The organism is Mobiluncus porci, assembly GCF_009695935.1.
GTDB lineage: Bacteria > Actinomycetota > Actinomycetes > Actinomycetales > Actinomycetaceae > Mobiluncus > Mobiluncus porci.
Genome location: NZ_VUMY01000012.1, coordinates 39,733 through 62,378, shown reverse-complemented (window position 1 = coordinate 62,378; position 22,646 = coordinate 39,733). Strand labels below are relative to the sequence as shown.

18 protein-coding genes are annotated in these 22,646 nt (G+C 56.2%); 10 read left to right on the top strand and 8 right to left on the bottom strand.

Annotated elements, in window-relative coordinates; translation table 11 throughout:
* Positions 1-259 precede the first annotated feature (259 nt).
* Positions 260-2,650 carry a cell wall-binding repeat-containing protein gene (locus FYJ63_RS07445; RefSeq protein ID WP_229770057.1) on the bottom strand — a complete coding sequence of 797 codons (2,391 nt, stop codon included), beginning with the start codon at positions 2,648-2,650 and terminating at the stop codon, positions 260-262.
* A gap of 111 nt (positions 2,651-2,761) precedes the next feature.
* On the opposite strand from FYJ63_RS07445, the gene FYJ63_RS07440 reads away from it, so the two are divergent.
* The 5 genes from FYJ63_RS07440 (at position 2,762) to FYJ63_RS07420 (ending at position 8,813) form a co-directional block, all read left to right on the top strand.
* Positions 2,762-3,598, top strand: a complete 837-nt coding sequence (locus FYJ63_RS07440; RefSeq protein WP_154545310.1) for an ABC transporter permease — start codon at positions 2,762-2,764, stop codon at positions 3,596-3,598.
* Positions 3,595-4,854, top strand: coding sequence for an ABC transporter ATP-binding protein (locus tag FYJ63_RS07435; protein ID WP_154545308.1), 1,260 nt, complete (start codon positions 3,595-3,597; stop codon positions 4,852-4,854). Before FYJ63_RS07440 ends, FYJ63_RS07435 begins: the two co-directional genes overlap by 4 nt.
* Positions 4,851-5,918 carry a rhamnan synthesis F family protein gene (locus FYJ63_RS07430; protein ID WP_154545306.1) on the top strand — a complete coding sequence of 356 codons (1,068 nt, stop codon included), beginning with the start codon at positions 4,851-4,853 and terminating at the stop codon, positions 5,916-5,918. The genes FYJ63_RS07435 and FYJ63_RS07430 overlap by 4 nt, the downstream gene beginning before the upstream one ends.
* 15 nt (positions 5,919-5,933) lie before the next feature.
* Positions 5,934-8,024: a glycoside hydrolase family 99-like domain-containing protein gene (locus tag FYJ63_RS07425; RefSeq protein WP_338106872.1), complete on the top strand. Its 2,091-nt coding sequence runs from the start codon at positions 5,934-5,936 to the stop codon at positions 8,022-8,024.
* A 132-nt stretch (positions 8,025-8,156) separates the two neighbouring features.
* Entirely contained in the window at positions 8,157-8,813 is a 657-nt protein-coding gene (locus FYJ63_RS07420; protein WP_154545304.1) for a hypothetical protein, read from the top strand.
* Positions 8,814-8,816: 3 nt separating this feature from the next.
* Here the strand turns inward: FYJ63_RS07420 and rfbC are convergent, their stop codons facing one another.
* Complete coding sequence (rfbC, locus tag FYJ63_RS07415; RefSeq protein WP_154545302.1) at positions 8,817-9,434, bottom strand: dTDP-4-dehydrorhamnose 3,5-epimerase; 618 nt, start codon at positions 9,432-9,434, stop codon at positions 8,817-8,819.
* A 103-nt stretch (positions 9,435-9,537) separates the two neighbouring features.
* Between rfbC and FYJ63_RS07410 the strand changes: the two genes are divergently transcribed.
* Complete coding sequence (locus tag FYJ63_RS07410; RefSeq protein ID WP_154545301.1) at positions 9,538-9,762, top strand: hypothetical protein; 225 nt, start codon at positions 9,538-9,540, stop codon at positions 9,760-9,762.
* Positions 9,725-10,135, top strand: a complete 411-nt coding sequence (locus FYJ63_RS07405) for a type II toxin-antitoxin system VapC family toxin (protein ID WP_229770056.1) — start codon at positions 9,725-9,727, stop codon at positions 10,133-10,135. Before FYJ63_RS07410 ends, FYJ63_RS07405 begins: the two co-directional genes overlap by 38 nt.
* Here FYJ63_RS07405 and FYJ63_RS07400 read toward each other — a convergent pair.
* Entirely contained in the window at positions 10,132-11,250 is a 1,119-nt protein-coding gene (locus tag FYJ63_RS07400) for a glycosyltransferase family 4 protein (RefSeq protein ID WP_154545299.1), read from the bottom strand. The genes FYJ63_RS07405 and FYJ63_RS07400 overlap by 4 nt on opposite strands.
* A gap of 67 nt (positions 11,251-11,317) precedes the next feature.
* Positions 11,318-13,435: a DUF6541 family protein gene (locus FYJ63_RS07395; RefSeq protein ID WP_154545297.1), complete on the bottom strand. Its 2,118-nt coding sequence runs from the start codon at positions 13,433-13,435 to the stop codon at positions 11,318-11,320.
* A 129-nt stretch (positions 13,436-13,564) separates the two neighbouring features.
* Between FYJ63_RS07395 and wecC the strand changes: the two genes are divergently transcribed.
* Complete coding sequence (wecC, locus tag FYJ63_RS07390; protein WP_154545295.1) at positions 13,565-14,797, top strand: UDP-N-acetyl-D-mannosamine dehydrogenase; 1,233 nt, start codon at positions 13,565-13,567, stop codon at positions 14,795-14,797.
* Positions 14,798-14,903: 106 nt separating this feature from the next.
* On the opposite strand, the gene FYJ63_RS07385 is transcribed toward wecC, so the two are convergent.
* Positions 14,904-16,628 carry a DUF5635 domain-containing protein gene (locus FYJ63_RS07385; RefSeq protein ID WP_154545293.1) on the bottom strand — a complete coding sequence of 575 codons (1,725 nt, stop codon included), beginning with the start codon at positions 16,626-16,628 and terminating at the stop codon, positions 14,904-14,906.
* A gap of 145 nt (positions 16,629-16,773) precedes the next feature.
* The gene (gene wecB, locus FYJ63_RS07380) at positions 16,774-17,928 is read right to left on the bottom strand and encodes a non-hydrolyzing UDP-N-acetylglucosamine 2-epimerase (RefSeq protein WP_154545291.1); all 1,155 of its coding nucleotides are present in this window, start codon (positions 17,926-17,928) and stop codon (positions 16,774-16,776) included.
* Between the two features lie 52 nt (positions 17,929-17,980).
* On the opposite strand from wecB, the gene FYJ63_RS07375 reads away from it, so the two are divergent.
* A complete protein-coding gene (locus tag FYJ63_RS07375; RefSeq protein ID WP_154545357.1) occupies positions 17,981-19,099 on the top strand; it encodes a glycosyltransferase family protein in 1,119 nt (372 codons plus the stop codon).
* 17 nt (positions 19,100-19,116) lie between these two features.
* Here FYJ63_RS07375 and FYJ63_RS07370 read toward each other — a convergent pair whose 3' ends face one another.
* Both FYJ63_RS07370 and FYJ63_RS07365 read right to left on the bottom strand, forming a co-directional pair.
* On the bottom strand, positions 19,117-20,454 hold the full coding sequence (locus FYJ63_RS07370; RefSeq protein ID WP_195839361.1) for an oligosaccharide flippase family protein: 1,338 nt from the start codon (positions 20,452-20,454) through the stop codon (positions 19,117-19,119).
* Positions 20,354-21,478 (bottom strand): glycosyltransferase family protein, encoded by a 1,125-nt coding sequence (locus FYJ63_RS07365; RefSeq protein WP_229770055.1) that lies wholly within the window; start codon positions 21,476-21,478, stop codon positions 20,354-20,356. Before FYJ63_RS07365 ends, FYJ63_RS07370 begins: the two co-directional genes overlap by 101 nt.
* Before the next feature lie 100 nt (positions 21,479-21,578).
* Here FYJ63_RS07365 and FYJ63_RS07360 point away from each other — a divergent pair, with 100 nt between their 5' ends.
* Positions 21,579-22,646 carry a glycosyltransferase family A protein gene (locus FYJ63_RS07360; RefSeq protein WP_154545287.1) on the top strand — a complete coding sequence of 356 codons (1,068 nt, stop codon included), beginning with the start codon at positions 21,579-21,581 and terminating at the stop codon, positions 22,644-22,646.

The window sequence follows — 22,646 nt, the reverse complement described above, 5'->3', positions numbered from 1 at the left end:
GCGCCGCACAGTCCGGCGATCTTCGCCGCCGTGTCCATGCGGCTCATTCCCGCAACGCGGCTTATGGTGGCACCTGCGGCCCAGGACGGAGCCACTAAAGTCAGAGTACAGGCTAACGCCCCCAGCACCGCAATCGAGCGTTTGAACAAATTCATAGGAACCTCCTTGGAAAGCTATGGACGGCTGATGAGCCATCTGTGCTATAGATTTTAGCTTTCCCAAAAGATTCTGGAGTCACTTTGGAGACCGAAAAACTCTGTCACGAGACGCAGTCATCAATTTTGGGATCCCGCGGAATATACTCCAACGTCCCTAAACGGGGAACTTGCCAAGCCGTGCAGCGAGCCCCAAAGGCTTGACCGTTGCCGAGCTGCCCATCGGGGTTGTAGCCCCAGCAACGCGCTCCCCCATCTGAAGTCACCACGCAGGTATGCGCCCAACCGACAGAAATATCTTTCACGGTGGTTCCGACTGAATCCACGATACCGATCCGCACCGAGGAGTCGTCAGTGTCAGCCGCAGTTTGCTTTCGTCCCACCTGTCCGGTGTCGTTCAGGCCCCAACAGTAGGCATGACGGTTCGGCCCCACCGCGCAGGAACTGTTGCGTCCCACGCTGAAAGCCTGGATGTTTTCCCATCCCTTCGCGATATAGGACGAGGCGTGACGATGCACCGGATAAGCCGGCCCTGTGGGATACATCGTGGCGGGGTTGATGTCTTCAAAAAACTGTTCTCGAGAGTTGTATCCCCAGCAAGACATATCCGTTCCACTGTGGGCACAAGCATAGTAGTCGCCGGCTTCCACGTCCGTGGCCCGCGCCACCGAGGTCACCAAGCGAGCCGTCAAGGAATCAGCGTAGGCGGCATCCTTGAGCCACGGGTAGCCCTGTTTCGCCACCTCGTTGTTGGTCGGAAGACCCCAGTCGTGGCGGAAAGTCCCCCAACAAAACACGTTACCGGTCACGGTCAACGCACAGGAAAAGGTCTCCCCTACCACAACTTTCGTAGCGGGCTTGTCTATCCCCTGAACCGGAACCGGAGTTAGCGAAGAAACCTTGGTGCCGTCGCCGAGTTGTCCCCATTTATTGTCTCCCCAGCAGAGCACGGATCCATCCGCTACGGCGCAGGTATGGCCGGTTCCGGTGGGAATCCAATCGGCCAGATCTTTCCGGATTGACCAAGGGCCATTTGTCTCCCCACCGGCAGCAACAGAAGTCACCTTGGTCAGGTTCGGAACCAGTGTCGGCACGATTCTAGAGAAGGTGTCTCCCACCCCCATCTGACCGCTGGCATTGGCTCCCCAGCAGAAGAGATAACCGTCAGTATTGAACGCACAATTGTGGCTCAATCCCGCTGAAACATCCACGACCTTATCGAGATTAGGAATCAGGTAGGGGGTCTTCACATTGCTGTTGTTTCCCGTGAAATGGTTGTAATTTTCCGGCAAAGGATCTTGGTTCAAGTCGTATCCGTAATTCGGCCACGCTTCACCGTTACCGATTTGACCAAAACGGTTCGAACCCCAACAGTAGACCCTTCCCCCATCAGACACCGCACAGGTATGGTCCCCGCCTGCGGAGATAGAACGCAACTGGAAATTCTGGCGGTTTCCGGTGGAACCGGGGATTTGGTCGGCCGGAACATACTGCTCTTGGCCATTCGCTAGCAAGGAAGCATTCGATAAAACCGATGGCGACACCGCCTTTTCCCCGCCCAAAGCCACAATAGACTGGGGTTTCGTCTGTTTTAAGTATTCGGCTACCGGTGCCGGCACCGCATTGGTGTGATCCACCAGGAGCACCGGACCGTCAGAGAAAGAACCCGCAGCTACGGCGTCAGCAAAAGTGTCTCCGCGGGCCAGATAGACTTTGTTCGGGTTCGAAAATGAGTGCTTGGCGATTTCCACAGCGGTAGCGTAGCGATCCGAGCCTTGTAAAACCGTCTGGGAAGTGAAGTTGCTTCTTTGAAAATGGTTGAAGGTCTTGTCCCCACCAAGTCGATAGACTGCGCCGGTGAGTCTCGAAATTTCCCCTTTTACGATCCGTGAGGTTTGACCGTCTTGCCGCGGGATGAGCAGGAAGGCGGTTTCGGGCATAGTTCCCGCCGCCACCGCATCCGGAGAACCCAGGTTGTTCGATCCGTAGCCGTCGGCAATGGCGATTCGCTCGGTTCCCTCCGGATAGGCCCGCTGCGTAATCGCCACCGCGGTTTCAAAACGGTTATTTCCTTGGAGACGACCGGTGATCCGCCCTTGGCCTGCAGCGTTCAACACCGCATCGGGAACCGCATTCTTCCCGCCCAAAGCCACCACCTCTACGGGATTGAGCCTCCCGATTTCGCTGGAAACCGAACTCGGGAGTGGCCCCTTTTTGGGAACCAGCAGGGTCGGCCCGTCGCTCAGGGACCCTGAAGCCAAGGCGTCAGCCAGGACATCTTGACGAGCCAAATATACGCTTTTGGCCCCAGCGGGGAAGGCTTCTTGAGAGATTTTCACCGCGGTTTCGACACGGTCTTTGCTCGCAATGCGGGAGGTCGTAATGTCTGTCCAAGCCGGAACGGAGAAAGCGGGCAAAGCCAGACAAGTCAAAGTGGCGACAGTGGTCAAGATGCGAATTTTCACGAAACGTACTCCCCCTAAGATTACTTTCAATGGTAATTTATCTGTGAAATTGCCAGAATCCAAAAGATTTTTCTAGGAAAACCGGTCTGAGTATCATTGATATACTAGCCTAGCCCAATTCCACATTACGAAAGGTGCAAGATGTCCCTAGGAGACTCCGAGTTTCACGACGTGCGTGAAGCGAATCTCCTTTCCAAACGCTGGAATCTGATTCGTGCTTTCGGAACCCGCGATTTGAAGGCTCGGTACAAGGGTTCTGTTTTGGGTTGGGCTTGGTCCCTGTTGGTTCCCCTGGCGACCCTGGGTATCTACACGGTGGTGTTCTCCATCATTTTCCGCGGCGCTCCCCCACCCATGGGCAACGGCCAAACGATTTTTGTCCTGTGGCTGTTTGCGGGACTAACCACCTGGACTTTCTTTTCTTCCTCGGTCAACGGGGGAATGGCAGCCCTCACCAGTTCTGGCGGGATGCTCCAAAAGGTGTATTTTCCCGCCTGCGCTCCCGTGATGGGGGCAGGTCTCGCGGTAGGAGTCCAGTCCCTAATCGAGATGGGGATTTTCGCGGTCGTAATGATTGTCCTGAGCAATGTCAGTTGGACTTGGCTGTTGGTGCCGGTGTGGATGGTGCTTTTCGTGACGTCTTGTCAGGCCTTTGCGGTGCTGGTGTCGGTGTTGAACATCTACTACCGCGACCTAGCTCATCTCATCGCAATTGCCCTGCAGCTGCTGTTTTACGCTACTCCGATTATCTATCCCCTCTCGATGGTGAATGCCTCCTGGAATGGGATCAGTCTGGCTTTCATTATCAAACTCAACCCACTGACCGAATTTATTGAGCTGTACCGGAACCTCGTGTATTCCCTGCATCCGGGAACCGCGGCCCAGTGGGGTGTTTCTCTTGGTACCACAGTGATTTTGGTGGCACTGGCTTGGTGGATTCTAAAACGTAAGGGACGCGATTTGGGGGAGAGAATTTGAGCGACATTGCGGTATCCGTTTCCCACGTCACCAAAGAATTTATTCTGCAAAAGGAGCGTCGGGATTCATTAAAGGAACGTCTCGTCAAGGGCCGCGCTCGAGGGGGCCACACCTTCCGCGCCCTGGATGATGTGTCTTTCGAGATTCCTCGCGGAACTACCTTCGGGCTTATCGGCCACAATGGTTCGGGTAAATCCACGATGCTGAAAATTTTGGCGGGGGTGTATCGTCCCACCGCGGGTGCAGTGAAGGTGAGCGGTAAAGTTTCTGCCCTCTTGGAGCTCGGAGCGGGTTTTCACGGGGATTTGACGGGTCGGGAAAATATTTACTTGAACGGCGCGATTCTCGGCATGACCCACAAAGAAATCGAGTATTCCATTGATGAAATCATCGATTTCGCCGACATCGGGGAATTTATTGATGAACCGGTCAAAGTCTATTCCTCCGGAATGTATGTCCGTTTGGGCTTCGCGGTGGCTGTAACTCTCGATCCGGAAATCCTGATTGTGGATGAGATTATCGCGGTCGGGGACGAAGAATTCCAGAGGAAATGTTTCGACCACCTGCATCGTCTCCGTAAAGAAGGCTGCACGATTGCCTTCGTGACCCACTCGCTGGGTTTAGCGAAAGACCTTTGTGACGAAGCCATTTGGCTCGATCACGGAAAAACTCAAATGTTGGGTAAAACCGGAGATGTGATTGACGGCTACTTGAACGCGGTAAACGCCCAGGAGGCCGATAAATCTAAGGCGAAGAAAGTCAAGAAACCCCGCACGGTTCTCCCTCCGGTTCCCCGCCAGGGTTCGGGGGAAGTCCGGATGACAGATATCCAGATTCTGGATGGTGAAGGAAACACCGCTCCTTTCGCGATTTTTGGACAACCGTTTACTTTGCGTCTGTGGGCTCACGCCGTGGAACGAGTGGAGAATGTCGAGGTGGGGTTGGCTTTCGTCCATGAGGCCGGTATGACCTTGGCGGGACCCAATTCGGGAATGGACGGCATCAAATACGATTTCGAAGCGGGGGATTCATTTGTGGACTTTCACTACCCTGCCCTCATGATCCAGCCCGGCATCTACGGGGTGTCCACTTCATTTATCGACTCCGGCCACACCTATGACTATTCCGACCGCGAATTCCAGTTCATTATTCGCGCCGACACTGCCATTCCTGACCCAGGTTTGGTGCGGATGGGCGGAGAATGGAGCCCGAAGCTAGATGAGCCCCTGGTGGGAAAGGATGCCGAAATAAATTGAGTGAGGAACTTGAGGCGCTAAGAGAAGAAAACCGGCTGCTTAGAGCCACCTTGGATCAAACCAAGTTGGATTTAGCGCGCGCCGGAAAACAGGTGGAGAACCTGCAAGCCGAGTTGGAACACCAACGCATGTACGCGGCTACCGCCATCGGTCAGGTGCAAGACATGCGGGCTTCTAAATCGTGGCAGATTACGGCTCCATTGCGCGCCTTGTCGCGAAAGAAATACAAAGCCACCGTCCGGAAACAAAATCCGGAACCACCCATTGTCGAGCGTTTCCGCGACCAGGTGACCTGCGAACGAGGGGACGAATCCGGACTCGAATCCGCTGCAAAGGTGGCCCTGGTAGCGTCTTGGAGTAGGGGCACCACCCAGTCCAAGTCTGTTTCGACCTATCTCCAGGAGCTTGACCGCGGGGGTTACGCCACGGTGCTGATCTCCACCTGTGAGGCTCCCGGAAAACTCGAATTTCCTCATGGTCTCCCCGCGCAAACCGTAGTGTTGCGTCGCCCCAACATTGGCTATGACTTCGGGTCTTGGGCACTGGCGTTGGATCGGTATCCGTTTGTTCGTCGCGCCGAACAGGTGTTGATCACGAATGACTCAATGATTGGTCCTTTCGAACCGCTGACCGACTTGTTGCGACTCACGGAAGAACCCGGCACAGACATCACCGCCGCCACTCTCTCCTACCAGGTCAGCGGACATTTCCAGTCTTTCTTTGTGTGTTTCCACCACGGCGTGCTCGAGGCCGAACCGTGGCAGCGCTTCTTTGACTCCATCCAGGAAAAGAAAGACAAGATGGACGTGGTGTACGCCTACGAGCTCGGGATGCACGCGGTGTGCGTCAAGAACGGTTACACCCACCGCGAGCTGTTCCTTCCCACCGATGTGAACGCGGGGGGCGACAATCCGACCTTGGCCTCTTGGGCTGCTCTAGTCAACAAAGGTTTCCCCTTTATTAAGCGCACCATCTACACCGACCCCTCCACCGCTCCCGGCGGAGAGTCCATTGGCGAGTTTGTGCGCTACCGTTACAACGAGAACTTGGAAGACTGGGTTTAAAGAAAGAAGACCAAAGTGCGCCTAAAAGTCCCCACCCCTGCCCGTGTTCGCCGTACCCTGGCTCGCTATCGCCAGGCGGCTCGGGTTCGAATCTACAACGCCATGGAAGATGGCAGGCTCAGCCAATTGTGGAACCAGAAGCACGCTCCGGTTGATTACCTGGATTGGGTGGCACGCGGGGCCGGTCGGCGTGCCTCGGGGCATCCCGATGCTTGGCGGGTGGATCCCCAGTTTGAGTTTGAGACCAACTGTCGGCTCGGGGTGGTCATGCACGTGTACTATCCGGATTTGGCAGCCGAGATTATTGAGCGCCTGCAGAACCTGCCGGTAGATTTCGACCTGTTCATTACCGACGCCTCCAAATCGGGTCTGACTCTGTCTCGAGACGAAATTTCGGCGAGTCTCCCACGGTTGCAGCACCTGGTGATAGTGCCGGTGGAGAACCACGGTCGCGATATTTACCCGCTGATCCAGCTCGTGAACTTCGGAGCGCTTGACCCCTATCAGCTCGTGTTAAAGGTGCACACCAAGAAGTCCGCGTGGCGCGAGGCGCATACGGAGCTCGAAGGTACCGGCGCAGAGTGGAAAGACGAGTTCTTGGATGCCCTGCTCGGGTCAGAAGACGAGGTCAAACGCATCATGTCCGCTTTCGGGTCAGACCCGTGGCTCGGTCTCGTCACGGCTCCGGGCAATATTGTCGGACCGGAGTTTTGGGGCGGAGATAAGGCCATCACCGCGGAGCTGTTGCGCCGCTTGGAGATTCGTTTGCATCCCTCTCGGCTGAAGTTTGCTGCCGGTTCAATGTATTGGGTTAGGGGATTCGTCTTGCAAGGCCTGCGGTCTCTCGGTCTTTCGGAGGATGATTTTGATCCGGAAGCCGGCCAGATTGATGCCACCACTGCTCACGCTATTGAGCGCGCCATCGGGATTCTCACTACCGAAGCGGGTCTGAAGCTGCGTGAAACTGACGGTTTGACCGAGGTGAAGGACTCCGCAGCCGAATTGTGGAGCCGTTACTCCCCCGCGATCGAGATCACTCCCAGCGTGCGTTTTGTGCCGTTCTATCTTCCCCAATTCCATCCCACTGCGGAAAACGACCGCTGGTGGGGAACCGGATTTACTGAATGGACAAATGTAACCGGAGCCAAGCCGGTTTACCAAGGCCACGATCAGCCTAAACTGCCGGCGGATTTCGGGTTCTATGACCTGCGGCTAGATGAAGTCCGCGCGGCCCAAGCGGAAATGGCCTCGAAACATGGGGTTAACGGGTTCATGTACTACTACTACTGGTTTGCCGGCAAGCGCTTGTTGAATCTTCCCATCGAAAAGCTTCACGCGAGCGACCCCGCGGACGTAAACATGCCATTTTGCCTCATGTGGGCCAACGAGAACTGGACCCGCAGTTGGGACGGGCGCAATAAGGACATTCTAATTGGGCAAGAATATGACAAGGTGCCCGCCGAGGAATTCATCGATGACGTTGCGGAGTTTATGAAAGATCCGCGCTATATGCGCGTGGACGGGCGCGCCATATTGGCGGTGTACCGTCCGGCTCAGATTCCGAATTTTCCTCGCGTTGTGGCTCACTGGCGGGCTCGTGCGCGAGAACTCGGCGTGGGAGAACTCTGGCTTTTGAGTGTAGATGTGGCTACCGAGTTTGACGGCTTAGGAGCCTCCGCTCGGGAACTCGGACTCGAAGGCAGTCTCGGTTTTCCGCCTCACAATCTTCCCTGGGAGGGCGCTCCCGCCGGTTCTGTCAAGATGCGCCGCAAGATGCGGGGTTCTGTCTTGTCCTATCCGGCCTTGGTCCGCGTGGCCACCGAGCGGCTGCGGCGGCTGCCTCGCGATTTAGCCCCCGGAGTCATGGTGAATTTCGACAATACGGCCCGTCGCCAGTGGAAACCCGACGTGTGGTACGGGGCGAATCCCTATTTGTTCCGCCGCTGGCTGGCGGCTGCGGCTCGCGCGGTTATGGATCGTCCGGTGGAAGAACGCCTCGTGTTCATCAATGCTTGGAATGAATGGGCTGAGGGCGCTATTTTGGAACCAACTCAGCGTTTCGGTCGCAGTTATCTCCAGGCGGTACGAGACGTGGCCTTCGGGTGAGTTGCCTGAAGAAACAACAGGTGGTGCTCTCACCAGGGATTATGCAATTAACCATTGAAAACACAGCCTTTAGTCGGTAAAGTCACGGTTAAGTGTTCATTTTCGAGCGTTTAACTGATTGAGGTGATCGCAATGGCGCGACCAAAATTTCTGAAACTGGGTGTGGGGCTGGTTCTCGTGGGGGCGCTTGGCTTAACGGGCTGCGCTTCCATGGCTAAAAGTGGAGCCAGCACCCCAACAAACACGACCGCCAAGAGCGCGGCACCGAATGACGACCCCTTTGGGGACAAGCAGTTCCGAGAGCTTGGCGACCCCACGCCGGCACCAACTTACGGATACCAGCTTGATGCCAATGTGCCCGACGGAGACTACGAAAAATTTCTGCTAGCAAATGTGTCTCCAACCAAACTCATCACCGAGGAGAACACCGCGGGGATTGACTGGGTGTGGAATCACCTGTTCCGCTATGACGGCAAACATAAGATTCTCGTTGCGGCTTATGTTAAAGACGGCAACGTGCTGGTTTACGATGGGGATTTGGACAGGCTCGGCAAGGATTTGGCGCGTCCCGATGCGGAGCAAATCGTTACAGAAGGTTTCGGATGTCAACAATACTACGAGTATCATCCGCAGTTGTGGATTTTGACCGATGACGGGGCGATTTACCAGCCACGTTGGCCACGTGACAGGTGCGACCACAATCTCCCCGGCTCGGTTGATTACCCCTTCGTGCCGCTGAACTTCGGTTGGGAGCAGTCCTCGAAGGCTGCGAATCCGGAAGGTAAGTAAGCACTACTTGTTAAGGCTAGCGATAAAATCCAGGGTCGCTTGGTAATCCGGAAGAAGCCCTTGTTCGCGGGCCTCGGCGAGGCTCGGGGCGGCGGTGTCTTTCTCGGACAAGATAACCTCGAGCGGGTTGCCTTTGAGGTCCTTATCGGGCCACTTGAGCGCGATCTCAGGGTCAACCGGACTCACGCCGTGTTCGCGCCCCGGGTTGTAACCCGCCGAACACAGATAAACCACTGTGGAGTTGTCCTCGAGAGCCACGAAGCAGTGCCCGAGCCCCTCGCTCAAATAAATCGCGCGGCGGTTCTCGCCTTCAAGCAACACCGAATCCCAAGCTCCAAAAGTCGGGGATCCAACGCGAATGTCCACCGCGAAATCCAAAACCGCACCGGAAGGACACATCACATATTTGGCTTGCGAAGGTGGCACGTCAGCAAAGTGAATCCCGCGCACGACCCCAGCTTTGGAGACGGAACAGTTGGCTTGCACGAGATTGAGGGGGTGGCCCACGACTTCCGCGAATTCCTCCAACTTGTACATTTCCATAAAAGCCCCCCGCTCATCAGGGAAAATCTTCGGGGTAATCTCCCAAGCGCCAGCAATTTTGAGTTCGCGGTATTCCATCATTGTTCCTTTCAAAAAGCTCTTGTCCCAAGTCTAGTTGCTTTGTCGCACTATGCTAAAAATCGCTCTGGTGGCGAAAAGATGTGAATGGTATCATTTAGCTATGGCTATGACACTTCGGCTCACTCCGGAACAAGATGCCACGCTTTCGCGTCTTTCGCGCGAGCGCGGCGTCTCCAAGCAGCAAACCGTGGTTCGACTCATCGAAGAAGCCGCCGAGAAAAATCGACCGTTCAAGTTTTCCGATATCAAGAGAATCAAGCTTGACGTAAGCGTCCAAGAGATGATTGATGACGAGCGAGGTCGTCTTGAATCGTATGTACGTTGACACTTCCGCATTCACTAAGCTGATTGTGGAAGAAGCGGAATCGGTGTCGCTGGCTCATTTCTTTGACGAGACGAGGGCTGAATTAGTTATGAGCCGGCTGACCTATACCGAGTTTTACTGCATGATTAAACGCAGGGCTATTAAACCCGAAAACTGGGAATCTATGGCCAGGCAGTCATTCAACCAAATCAAGGTATTCCCGGTGCAGGAATCCGATTACCTCGAAGCCGCGGCTTCCGAGTGGCATCTGCGGGGAGCTGATGCCATTCATTTAGCAGCTGCGTTGCGTCTGGGGTGCGATGCTATGGCTGTTTTCGACGCGGAACTCGCCGAGGCCGCCCGCGCCCGTGGCCTCGAAGTTCCGAGTTTCTAAACCTCGAAACCGCTCATCTCCAAGGTTTCTTCGTAAACTTCGCTGTACTCTTTCGCGATGGCCTCAGGGGAGTACTTTTCACCAAGAGTGGCACTCACTTCCGCGGCGCTCATTCCTGCTGTCGCCTCTTGGAGCTCCAGACAGGCCGCCGCCCAAAACTTCGAGTTATTTTCTTTCACCACTTTGATGACTCCGGCGGTGTCCTGATTCACGTATTCCAAATCCGCGGCCCCCGCGCCAACCACTGCCGGGCGACCGGCGAGAATAGCCTGTGCCAAGGGCAGATAAAAGTTTTCCTCTTTGGTTGGGCCAATGAACAAGTCCGCCGCGTCCAGCGCCGCTTCCACTCCCCCGACTTCTTCCGAAGACACGAAACGGACGTATGCTTCGAGCCCAAAATCCTTGACTTTCTCCTGGGAGCGAATCTTCGCGGTTCCTTCGCCCACCCAAGTAAGAGTGGCATTCACCCCTTGAGCGCGCAGCGTCCGTACGGTACGAATCGCGACTTCGGGCTGGTGTTTCGCAGTCACTGACCCGACCGATACCAACCGCAACGCGCCTTGTACCCGCGGTCGCTCCACGAACTTAGTCGGTTTCGGGACGATGTACGGCACTGCCGCAGTATAGTTTCCGTAACGTTTGTCAGCAATACCGGTCAGCATTTTCCCCGCCGGAGCCGTGAGTCCATCGGGGAGCAACAAGATTTCCTCCACCGACATGATTTCGCTCGGCCAGCCTTGCGGGGTCGCAAGTTGCCAAGGTTCCGTATGAACCCAGGCACAAGCCAATTGTTCTTCTTGACGCTCGAGAACCCCGAAAGGAATCAGCGACCAGAGATTCATGGTGTGCATGACGTCAAAGCCGGGAGCGACCGAATAGACGATTTTGGCAGCGCGATCGAAATCCTCCGGAGTCTTCAAGGCGTTGGGGAAGGCTCGCACGTCAACGGCATCGTCACGGTAGTGGTTTTCCACCCCACCAGCAGCTTCGCTTCGCAAGTGGATGACGGTCACCTCGTGGACTGCCCCAATGGCTTGCGCGGTAATCCGCACAAACTGACCGACGTTCGGGGAGCTCTCGGTAGGATAATCATTCGTAACCACGGCAACCTTCATGACTCCATTATCACCCACGTCCGAGCAAGGCGCTGAGAAAATGAGTCAAAAAGCACGTCCCCATAACTCATTTTGCGCACGCGTCAAGGTTCACTTTGTAGAGGCGCTGTCCGACGAAGCCTCCTAAATCCTGCGGATTGGTGGGATTCTCCGCCACTTTAGTGAGCAGATTGTCAGGAAGGCGGAAACTCACGTTTTTTTCACGCCACAACCACGCGTAATCCCCTGATCGCGCCCCCGCGGCAGTCTTGTCTGTGTCAACAAAATAATGTGTAACCCCGATTTTTTTGAAGTAGTTGCAGGTTTGTTCACTGGCGATACCGTCGTGGAGATCCCTGATTACCTCGAGGTTTTCGCCTCCAGGCCAAGAAAGGCTTGGGAAAACTACATGTTTCCCCTCGAGAATCCACCAGAAAGGCGATCCGTTGTAAGGAGCCGCCCAGATGAGCGCATCATCGGGCAAAGTCTCGGCTTGACGGTGAATAAAATCCCGCTCGCTTCCGGTAAGCATCGTGCCGCGAATAATTTTTTGGGGGTTGTAAGCACCTTCCACAACCTCAAAGCGTCCCCAATTCGTTCCGCCGAGACTAGCTACGAGAAGTACCACCACTAACAAGGCTGTGAACCACTGAGGCCCGCGGATTCTATTTGAGGTGAGGTGTTTTATTTCCAGGCGCTCTAGCAGGAGCACAAAACCAAAACTCGCGAGCGGCAATTCGCACATAAGCACCAGTGGCGCCAGTCGGGAAAACTGCAAGTACCAGGGGGTTGTCAGGAAATAACCCGGCCACACCGGTCCCGCCGCGAGCAGGTAAAACACCCAGGAGACGATGAATCCGGAGGTCAACCAGCCAAGACGTCCCGCCCGCAAGAGCGTGACGAGACCGTAGAGCGCTGCCAGGGAGAACAGCGCGCCGCTTACCCCGAAACCTAGGTTGAAAGGTCCTTTGGGGTAATCAGCAAACATTCTCCAGGTGTTGGTCCAGAGGTTCTGATTTGGGTTGGCGAAGGAGGCCATCGCCCGAAGCCTCGGTATCAGCACCAACCAGCTCGCCCCTGCCACCGCTGCTATCACCGCAAGCGGCAGCAGAATCTTCACAGAGCGCGCTGCTTGCCATTCCCGCCAGCCACGCACGGTCAGAACCGCGACCGGCACCCCGAGCAGCAACACCAGATTGAACAAACTGGAAGGGTGGGTTGAAACCACCCCGGCGAGACCGACAAAAATCCCGAGAGCCAGCCAAGGCGCGAGTTGTGAAGATAACAGCGCAGAGGAAGCCCTCTTCTGGATTTGCTTGAGCGCCCCGCTCGTGGGGGAGTCTTCGGAGGGCGCGCTTTTGGAACTGCGCGGGTAGCGAACCGTGACGGGGCGCAGCCGGTGCATGCTCACCGCCAAAGCCACAAGCCCCGGGGTGGCAAGCAAGGACAGCGTGTAAGGCGGCGTGGCAAGGTTAGCGACATAGTTCGCAGGAAAATTCGCCCCCAGCGCCGCGCCCAGCATTGCGAGGCCACTCATAGTGAAGCTGGACTGAGACGCGCCCCGCAGGGTCACCATCGCCTGCAGGGTAAAGGCTCCTATGATGAGCGGCCACAAGACCAGCACCGCAATCATCATGGCTTCGAAAACCGCCACCGGTGAGACCGGCAGAAGCGCCACGATGTTGTGGAAAATATTGGGGTAATAGACTTGCCTGCCTCCGTTCAACTGAGTAAAAGCAATCCATGGCGAAGCGGATCCGGTTTCGCGGGTGTAACGGATTGCAGAAAGGTGAAAGACCACGTCCCAGGTTTGCGGCACGCGAGCCCCTAGGCGGGTGCCGATAAGGTAAGGCAGCACACTTATGGCCGCACATACTCCAGCCACCACCCACAGCCCGCGAGGAAGTGAAGTGCGCGGCACGCGCGGCCAAACAGCCTTCGAGCCGGATCGCAGGGTCAGCAGACGCCCGACTACAAAAGGAATTACAACCAGTGCCACCAGTGGCAACGCGAGCCAGACCCGCCACGGGAGCTGCAGACCAATCGCAATCCAGGTGGCGCCCGCCCAGATCCCGAGGCTCAGCGCAGGAGCCACCGCAGCCCGCAAAGCCCCTTGCAAACCGAGCCCCCAGGCCACGAGCCAGCCCGGAAGGGTTAGGGAAATCAAAACCAGAAGGATGGCTGCCAGTAAAGCAAATGGCTCCAAAGTGCCTCCCTTCCTCCCGATGAGTGTCTCTCCAAAGTGTACAAGATGAAGCCACTGGGAACCTCACCCCCACGAGTTCAGCGAAAGACTGACAAGACGGCTATTATTGACGGGAAGAAAGGACAAGTTATGACTGTGAAAAACGTGGAAGTAATCGGCTTGGGATATATCGGATTACCGACCGCAGTAGCGTTGGCCGGAGCAGGTCTCAAAGTGAAGGGCGTGGACACAAATCCGACCCACGTGGATGCCGTGAACGCCGGTAAAGTGCCGTTTTTGGAGCCGGGTCTTGATGAAGCCCTGCGTGCGGTTCACGAGAGGGGAATGATTTCCGCGTCTACCACGCCGAGCGAAGCCGAGGCATATATCATCTCGGTGCCCACTCCTTTCAAGAGCAATCATGAGGCGGACTTGTCTTACGTGTTGGCCGCCGCGGACGAGATTTCTCCCTACGTGGCAAAGGGCGCGCTGGTGATTTTGGAGTCCACCTCTCCCCCGGGAACGACCGAGTTAATGGCCGAGCGCATTGAGAAGAACCGCCCAGACCTGGCCGGTTCGCTACTTTTCGCGCACGCCCCGGAGCGCGTTTTGCCCGGACGAATCATGGTGGAAATTTTTGATAACGATCGGATTGTGGGCGGGTTGACGTCCGAGGCCAGTGAGGCGGCTCGTGACCTCTACGCCACTTTTTGTAAAGGCCAAATCCGCATGACGAATGCGAAAACCGCCGAGATGTCGAAGCTCGCGGAAAACTCTTTCCGCGACGTGAACATTGCTTATGCCAATGAGCTGGCGAAGATTTGTGAAAAGCTCGGCATCGACGTCTGGGAGTTAATTGAGCTCGCGAATCTACACCCGAGGGTAAATATTTTGCGTCCCGGGCCGGGTGTCGGCGGGCACTGCATCGCAGTAGACCCCTGGTTCATTGTGGATGCCGCACCGGAGCTCGCAAACTTGATCCGCACCGCTCGTGAAGTCAACGATTCGCGACCGGATGATGTGATGGCTGAGGTCCGCACGATTCTTTCCAGCCTCGGCTGGAAAGAAGGCGATCCGGTCACTCTGGCGGCTTTGGGACTTGCTTTCAAGCCGGATGTGGATGATTTGCGCGCTTCACCGGCGATTACGGTAGCCAAGAAACTCGCGGAACTGCCAGGAGCGAGCGTTCTCGTCGTGGAGCCGAATGTCGATGAGCTCCCCAGTGGCTTGGCGGGACTTCCAAATGTGTTGCTCGTCTCCTTGGAGGAAGCCCTGTCGGGGGCTGCCGCGGTGGTCGGACTCGTCGCCCACAAGCAGTTCAAAGCCCTAGACCGCAACTCCATCAAGGTGCCGGTTTTGGACACCTGCGGGATTTGGCGCTGAACCTTATCCCAGCGAAATCTCTCCGCAGGTCAATTGTTCAATTAGCCGCCCCCTAATCGTTCAAGAATTTGCAAATCTGCCAAACCTTGAACGATTAAGGGGGTTGTTAGACAGTAACTCGTTGATATCTCACGGAACGACCGCTTCCCGCGTGTCGCACCACCCCAACAGACTCCATATCTTGTAAACACTTCAATGCTGTTCCTCGGGAAACCCCCGACAAGGTCATCAAATCACCGGTTGTGATAGAACTAAAAGTTTCAATCCAAGCACTAGCGGTTTCAAACAAGGAATCCTGGTCGGTGGTGAGATATCGTCCAGGTGCGAAAATATCACCCTGGTGTGTCTTTAAAATCTTTCGGGCGCTGTCACCTAAAATCCACGCCTCTCGGTAGCGTTTAACAATCGGTTCTCCTTCAATGGTAGTCTGTGTGGCCGCGGCTAGGGCGTTCCAGGCACTTTCTTCCGTGGCCTGCAAATCTCTTGCCAAACTCTCTATAGTGATAAAAGGGGAGTGAAACAAGCCGTAAAAAATTATTGCAATGCGAACATCTCTCTGGCGAGGTTCAGGCACAATTTTCTTGACCAATTCCATGACTGGTAAAACAGGTTTGCCACCGACCAAAGTTGTTTGCACATAAGGCCCGCTAACCTCAATAATCTCTGGAGGACGATGACCTAGCGTAATCATCGCTTGATACATTCGATCAACGCCAATGCCCTGTTTATCTACCAGCCCGATTGCCCTAAATAAATCGGCCAAAGCCGGATATCTTGCTGCACGGTTACTAAGCACATTAGCTGAGGTGATAGTTCGGGGAAAACCACCAGGACTACGCACTATTAGGGTACTATCCCCCTCCAACCAGCGAACATCCAAAGGTTCCTGCCGATTCCAATCCCGATGAATCAGGCCATTCAGTATGGCTTCCCGAACTGCACTGGACGGAATCTGCGGTACAGCCAAGTGCGCATAGCCTTCCGTAAGTTTGTTGTTTTTATTCTGAATTTTGAGGGCTTGTTCGATTTCACCCAGTTGTTCTAGTAATGAAAAATTGGGATTCGACTCGATAAAAGTCAATACATCACCGCCCGGCACATCCAGAACCGTGAAATTAATGTGACTTTTACTGCTCGCAGTGAAAAGCAGCTCTCCTGCCTTGGTCAGCCTTCCTTCCGAATCCGCGGCCCCAATCCGGGTGAGAAGTTCTGAATTTGTCAAGTCGGAAAATCCCTGATTTTCCTGTTTTACCAAGTCAATCGCCTGCCCCCTCGCATTTGCCAAGTCATAATGCGAAGTTTGAGCCATCGGATCGATGTGTAGCAATTTTCGCTGGTATTCCCACCATTGCGCACGGTCAACAGGTTCGCAGGAACTTCCGATTCTCCACCGGATTCTTCCCTTGGTATCTTCGACAGGTTCGGAAGCTGGTGGAACAAAAAGCACCAGGAGACGCTGTCCCAAAACCCGCTGTTCCGTGATATCGGGAGCCACATCAATGGCCTGATAGATACGGTGTCGCAGCCACTGAGTATCGAGCTCAGTTCCAATCAGCTTGCCCGTTTTATCTTCTACACCGAGGATCAGCGCTCCTCCATGAGGAGTATTCGCCATACAAGCAACTTCATCTGCAAGTTTCGTGGCAGCTTCAGGATTTTCGGGCTGTCCTGGCTCGATATCCGAACCATTGCGCCTCCCTGCTTCCTCTTTGAAATCAATCGATTCCGTTTCACGAGTCTTGGTGATTCGCCCCAGTTTCACAGAAGACAAGATTTCGCGCACTTCTTCTTCGAGATGTGTCCGGGAATATTCTTGCGGGTTGGCAACCATGGGGAACTCCAAAACCAGTTGAAAACACTTATCTGGCTACAATTATACAATTAGCCACCCCCTAATCGTTCAAGAATTTGCAAATCTGCCAAACCTTGAACGATTGAGAGCGCCTATTTTAATCAAACCGCGGTGGCGCCAGGTTTTAGGCCGCAAAGTCCGGCAGGCGCTTACCCACCCCGAGGAGTTCTTCCAAGGCCGCCACCACACGCTCGGCCGCGTGACCATCCCCGTAGGGGTTTACGGCTCGCGACATGACCGCGCGGGCTTCTTGAGAAATCAACATGCCTTCCAAAGCGGAATGAACCGATTCGTAGGTCGTCCCCACCAGCCGCGCGGTTCCAGCCGCAATCGCTTCGGGTCGCTCGGTGGTATCGCGCATCACCAAGACCGGTTTCCCGAGGGCCGGAGCTTCTTCCTGGATTCCACCGGAATCGGTCAAAACCAGGTCCACGCCCTTGATGAGTCCGGCAAAGGCCGCATAGTCCTGCGGATCCCCAATCGTCACATTCGCAGCTCCCGCAAGCACCTCCGTCAATGTCTCGCGCACCTGCGGGTTCGCGTGGGCCGGCAAGAGGAATGTCACCTCCGGGTGGGCATCTGCCGAAGCTCGCACCGCCCGCGCCATCTCATGCAGGGGCTGCCCCCAAGACTCACGCCTATGTGCGGTGACGAGGACTTTCAGGCCATCACGCGCGAGTGCTGCGGCGAACTCCGGGGCGAGCCCCTGGCCGGCCTGTCCGGAATCCACCACGTAGTGCAGGGCATCAATCACCGTGTTTCCGGTGACAGCAATAAGTTTCGGATCCACATTTTCGCGGAGCAAATTCGCCCGCGAAGCGGGGGTGGGTGCCAAATGCAGGGACGCAACTTGGCCGGCGAGCCTGCGGTTGGCTTCCTCGGGGAAAGGCAGAAACAGGTTGCCCGAACGCAAACCGGCCTCCAGGTGAACTACTGGAATGTGGGAGTTGAAGGCAGCCAAGGCCGCGGCCATCACTGTCGTGGTGTCCCCCTCAACCATAATGGCATCGGGTTTGAGTTCTGCAAGTTTCTCATCAAGTCCTTCTAAAACCCTCGCTGCCAGCGCGTTCAACGACTGCCCGGGCCGCATCACGTCAATGGACGCGTCCGGGATAATCCCAAACACCTCGTTCACGGCGGCAACCATTTCGGGATGCTGACCGGTAGTCAGGGTTTTCACCGCAACTTTCGAGTCGCGCGCAGCCAAAATGACCGGCGCAACTTTGATGGCCTCGGGACGGGTCCCATAAATTACCAAGACAGTGGGTTCGCTCACCATCTCAGTTTACCTGTCATAGCTTAGCTAGAATAGTCAAGTGGCAAAGTTGAAAATGTTGTTGGTGTCGTATTCGCCGCTGGTGAGTGATGCGCGGATTTTGAAACAGATCACCCTTTTCAAGGATGATTTCGAGCTCACTACCTGCGGTTACGGACCGGCTCCGGAGGGTGTGGCTCATCATTTCCAGATTCCTGATGACTGCGTGTATTGGAAACGCAACCGCCTGTGGACAATTCTGAGGCTCTACACCAAGGCCTATTGGTCATCTTCGGCAAGCGCTTGGTGCCGTGAAAACGTGCCCCGAGACCATTACGATGTGACTTTTGCCGATGATATTGACTCGATCGGTTTCGGTCTATGGACCCGACCCAAGCTGGGCCTCCATGCCGACCTGCATGAATACTCTCCGCGGGAGAAAGAGGACGTGTGGCGCTGGCGGGTTTTTGTGAAACCCTATATGCAGTGGCAGGTACGACACTTTGTGGCTCGCGCCCAGACCTGTTCCACGACCGCAAGTTTCTTTGCTACCGAGTACCAGCGCAACTTCGGGATTAACCCGACCGTTGTCGTGAACGCCACGCCCTTCCATGAGCTACAGCCCACGCCTACCCCCGAATCCGATCCTATTCGTCTGGTTCACGCGGGAACCTGCCGCCCCGATCGATATACCGAAATCATGATTGATGCCGTCGCGGGACTCCCCGACCGCTATACGCTGGATTTATTTTTGGTGAAAAACGATGCGGCCTATTTTGAGAAGCTGCGGGAAAAATGCCGCGGCCTGCCGAATGTCACTTTGCATGAAGGCGCCCCCTATCGGGAACTCATCGACACTTTACACCGCTATGACCTCGGGATTCACAACCTGCCGCCGGTGAATTTCAACAATCAGTATGCTCTTCCGAACAAGTTTTTCGATTTCGTCCAGGCCCGTATCGGGATGGTGATTGGCCCCACTCCGGAGATGGTGTCGCGGCTGGAAAAATACCATCTCGGGAGGGTTGCCGCAGATTTCACCGCCGAGGCATTGCAAGAAGCTCTCGCCGCCACGACCCGCGAGGAAGTCGCGGCTTGGAAGAAAAATGCTCACGCGGTTGCCCGCGAGCTGTCGAGTGAAAACGTGGTCGGTTTGTGGAAAGACGCGGTTGCTGAAATCGTGGGGGCTCATTAAGCGTCTGCCCCGCGGTGTCACTCTCCCACGGCGGTTTGTCCGCGGTCGAATCCCGCCGCCACCCACAGCGCCAGGAAAATATAGACCACAAGCATCGCGGCCATCGCAGCGGAAACCGCCCCGATCGTCACGAGAATCGACCAGTTGACCACGCTGGAAAGAAAAATCAGCCCCAGCGGGACGGCCATGAACACCAAAGCAAACGGCAGTGCCACGCCTTGACGACCTGTAACGATGAACACCGTCGAAATCGGGGAAGTCGCGAGGTTAAGATACAGCCACGGGGTGAGAATCTGGGCGATAGTGCCCGCCAGACCCCAGTTCGACCCGAAAAGGAAGGGAAACAGCCACCAAGACAGGCCGGCCAGGAGACCGAAAGGCAGAAGGCCAATCAGCAAGGATCTTCCCGTGATGCGACCCACCGCGAGGCGCATCCCCCCGGGTTTTGTGCGGGAGAGTTCGCGAAAATACACTTGCGCCAAGGCCCCGTTGATGAGCGCCAGCGGGGCTTGGACGATCTGCCAGGCTAGGGAGAATTGTCCGAGAACCGCGGCCGAAAAATACCAGCCGAGCATGATGTTGATGCCGTTTATCCGCACCGCGTCAGCAATGGCGGCGGGAGCATTCAACAAGGGCATTTTGCGGTATTTCCTGAGGATTTGCCGCTGACTGCCCCGGTCTTCTTCGAAAGAAAAACGCGAGTCGCGGGCTCGCCACGCTAAGCCCAAGGCTCCCGTGATCATCCCCAGTAGACGCCCCAGCACCAGCGCGAAGGCGCTGGTCCACCCAGCGAGGCCGAAAAAGATGGGAGCAAGGGCGGAAACGGAGGAGCTTTGGACTCGGTTCAAAGAAATTGCCCGGTAGCGTCCTTTGCGGTTCAACCAGTAGGTCCACACGGAAGTGAGCGCTCCGGAAAGGACTACAAAAGCCAGCATCCACAGCAGAGGCGCGAAAACCGGAGCGGAAGAATGCGCGAGGAAGAAGGCCAGGGCCGCGATGACAAAAACCGCGAGGCTAAACCAGCCGAGGAGTTTAATGCAGGCCGCCACCAGTGTTTTTGCCTCCCGATCTTCCTCGGGGAGCATAATTGCCGGCTCATAGCGCGCCGCGGCGACAGTGGTCAGCAGGGTTCCGATAGAGAGCACCAAGGCTAGCATCCCGAAAGCCGTATCATCATAGATTCTTGCCAAGAAAAGATAAGCCAGCAAGGTAATGGCCTGGGCTGCGCCGGTCCCGCCGATGAGAGTCAGGGCGTCACGAGCTAGGGGATGACGGTTCACGAAATCGTGCCAAGCCGGAGTGGAGTTGTCCGGAGGCAGCGGGTTTCCGGCGTTGTTGGGCGGCGGGTTCGTCATAAATCCCAGTATAACCCGCGGCCTGCCGATAGGCTTCCGCGAGGCTCGGAATATAGGAATCTGCTTGATGGTGAGCCAACACCCAGTCGCGTCCATGAAGCGCCTGGGAGACCGCCCGTGGGTCTTTCAAAGCCTCGCTCACTGCCTCCATGACTTCCGGCACGCTGCCCTCCAGGACGGGAGGAGTGGAGCCGTCATCAAGGCGCGGAATCCGGCTACCGAGGGCCGCCACGGGAAGACCAATCGCCATCGCCTCGAACTCGGAGATGGCGAGGATTCTATTGGCTTGTCCCACGGCTAAATCCGCACCAGCAAGCCAGTTTAGGAAGTTTGGATGGGACATTTTGGGACGAAGCTTCACGCCGAGTTCTCTCGCTGCTGCAGCCGCGGGCCCCCAGTCCAGGCCTTCGAGGGTAACTTTCGGGAAGGCTCGCCTAAGCGCTGCTACCAGTTCCAATTGTTTCTCGGCGCCTTTGTCTTCGTCCCAGCGGGAGGCGAACACGATGGTTTGTCCGCTTGGCGGGGTTCCGGGCGCACCGGCCTGCCACTGGGGCAACAGTGCGGGCTCCACAAAGGCCGGCATATATTCCGCATCCGCGCGGGCTTCAAGAGCTTCCGCGATAGTGTCAAGATTCGTGAAAAAAACTTTTTCGGCTCCGTCGATGGCTCTTTGCACGAGGTCATGGGAGTCCGGTTCCTTCCAGCGGCGGCGAATATCGCTACCGTGCAGGTGAAGGAAGTAAGGCCGTCTAGGTACGGGACGCTGCCACAGCAAAGGCACCGAAGTCGCGTAGTGCACATGAACAACCTCGGCTCGAGAAACATGAGCCGCACGATTCGCCAGATAGGGTAGCCACTTGATGCGCCCCCAACCGCGACCAGGGTCACGTGCGGGACGCACCTGGGAGGGAGACAAATAGTCCCAGTGGAGACCAGCTCTAGCGGCGGAGCGCACCAAGAACCAGCCCACATTGGCACAGTCATTAAAATGCAACACTTTGACGTCCGCTAGTTTTGCGCTCATCGCGGATTCCCTTGCCCCTTGGTCTAGACTGAATCTTGGCTTTTAAGTATAGGTGTCGCGCCGCGGCCTCGCTGAGCCAACTAGGGAAAGGAACCTGGAGATGGCGGATTCTACCGTGGTTATTGCCTGTCATGATCCTGCTAGGCCGCTAAAGCGCGCAGTGGCTTCTGTGTTACGCTGCAAGGCTGCCTTGCCTTTGGTGGTCGCCCATAATCTTAACAGCGCAGTTTTACGTAAAGAACTTGGGAAGTTAGCGAAACACTGCCGGATTATTGAGTGTCGGGATGGGATTCATTCTCCCGCGGGGCCGTTCAATGCTGGGCTGGCCGCGGCCGAAACCGAGTTTGTGGCGATTCAAGGTTCCGATGACGTGTTGGAAGCCGGAGCTGTGGAGGCGTGGGAACGTCTCGCCACGCGGTTCTCGGCAGATATGGTTTTGACCCGACTGCATCGCGGGTCTAAGCGGCGTCCTATCCACGCTCCACCGGTTCGCCCCTGGCTTTGCGGGCCGGCGGATTTTGTGCGTGACCGGCTTTATTACCGCTCTGCTCCGCTGGGATTAATGCGCACGAAAACCCTAAGAGACCTTGGCCTCAAGATGACGGCGAGGCTTGCTGTCGGGGAAGATATCGCTTTTTCCATGCGACTGTACAGCGAGGGACGGGTCGCAGTGCAGCGACGGGGGCCGGGATACCTCATTGGTGAAGACGGTCCCGCGCGAGTCACCATGGATCCTCGCCCCTTAGAAAACGAGCTGGCCCATATTCCCGACCTCTTGTCCCGGCCCTGGATTCACCAGTGGAGTCCTGTCGCGTCACAAGGCGTCGCAATCAAAACCTTGCGGATTCATATTTTCGGCTGTTTAGATACCCGCCCACAGAGTTGGTGGGACGATTCGGCTCACGAAGGACAGCGCGAAAAACTAGCCGGTTTGGCTCGCGAAGTCCTAGACTTCGCTCCCGACTGCGTTCGTGCCTTCTCGCGGGCCGACACGGCACTGCTGGGAGCCATCCTTGATCCGACGGTTCCGACCGCGCGCATGTTGGAACTCGCCCAAGCACGGCGGCATTTCCTCAGCCCCGCAGCACTCTTACCAGCACATTTGGGCGGACTCACCCACCGCGAAGGCACCCTGCGTTTTAGCACGGCAAGCTTCTTGGTGCGCTAA

Bases quoted from the DNA above. Each gene is read 5' to 3' on its own strand.
- FYJ63_RS07400 (WP_154545299.1), bottom strand. From the start codon at position 11,250: ATGAAGGTTGCCGTGGTTACGAATGATTATCCTACCGAGAGCTCCCCG.
- wecC (WP_154545295.1), top strand. From the start codon at position 13,565: ATGACTGTGAAAAACGTGGAAGTAATCGGCTTGGGATATATCGGATTA.
- FYJ63_RS07370 (WP_195839361.1), bottom strand. From the start codon at position 20,454: ATGACGAACCCGCCGCCCAACAACGCCGGAAACCCGCTGCCTCCGGAC.
- FYJ63_RS07420 (WP_154545304.1), top strand. From the start codon at position 8,157: ATGGCGCGACCAAAATTTCTGAAACTGGGTGTGGGGCTGGTTCTCGTG.
- FYJ63_RS07375 (WP_154545357.1), top strand. From the start codon at position 17,981: ATGTTGTTGGTGTCGTATTCGCCGCTGGTGAGTGATGCGCGGATTTTG.
- FYJ63_RS07405 (WP_229770056.1), top strand. From the start codon at position 9,725: ATGACGAGCGAGGTCGTCTTGAATCGTATGTACGTTGACACTTCCGCA.
- FYJ63_RS07440 (WP_154545310.1), top strand. From the start codon at position 2,762: ATGTCCCTAGGAGACTCCGAGTTTCACGACGTGCGTGAAGCGAATCTC.
- FYJ63_RS07410 (WP_154545301.1), top strand. From the start codon at position 9,538: ATGGCTATGACACTTCGGCTCACTCCGGAACAAGATGCCACGCTTTCG.
- FYJ63_RS07360 (WP_154545287.1), top strand. From the start codon at position 21,579: ATGGCGGATTCTACCGTGGTTATTGCCTGTCATGATCCTGCTAGGCCG.
- rfbC (WP_154545302.1), bottom strand. From the start codon at position 9,434: ATGGAATACCGCGAACTCAAAATTGCTGGCGCTTGGGAGATTACCCCG.
- wecB (WP_154545291.1), bottom strand. From the start codon at position 17,928: ATGGTGAGCGAACCCACTGTCTTGGTAATTTATGGGACCCGTCCCGAG.
- FYJ63_RS07365 (WP_229770055.1), bottom strand. From the start codon at position 21,478: ATGAGCGCAAAACTAGCGGACGTCAAAGTGTTGCATTTTAATGACTGT.
- FYJ63_RS07385 (WP_154545293.1), bottom strand. From the start codon at position 16,628: ATGGTTGCCAACCCGCAAGAATATTCCCGGACACATCTCGAAGAAGAA.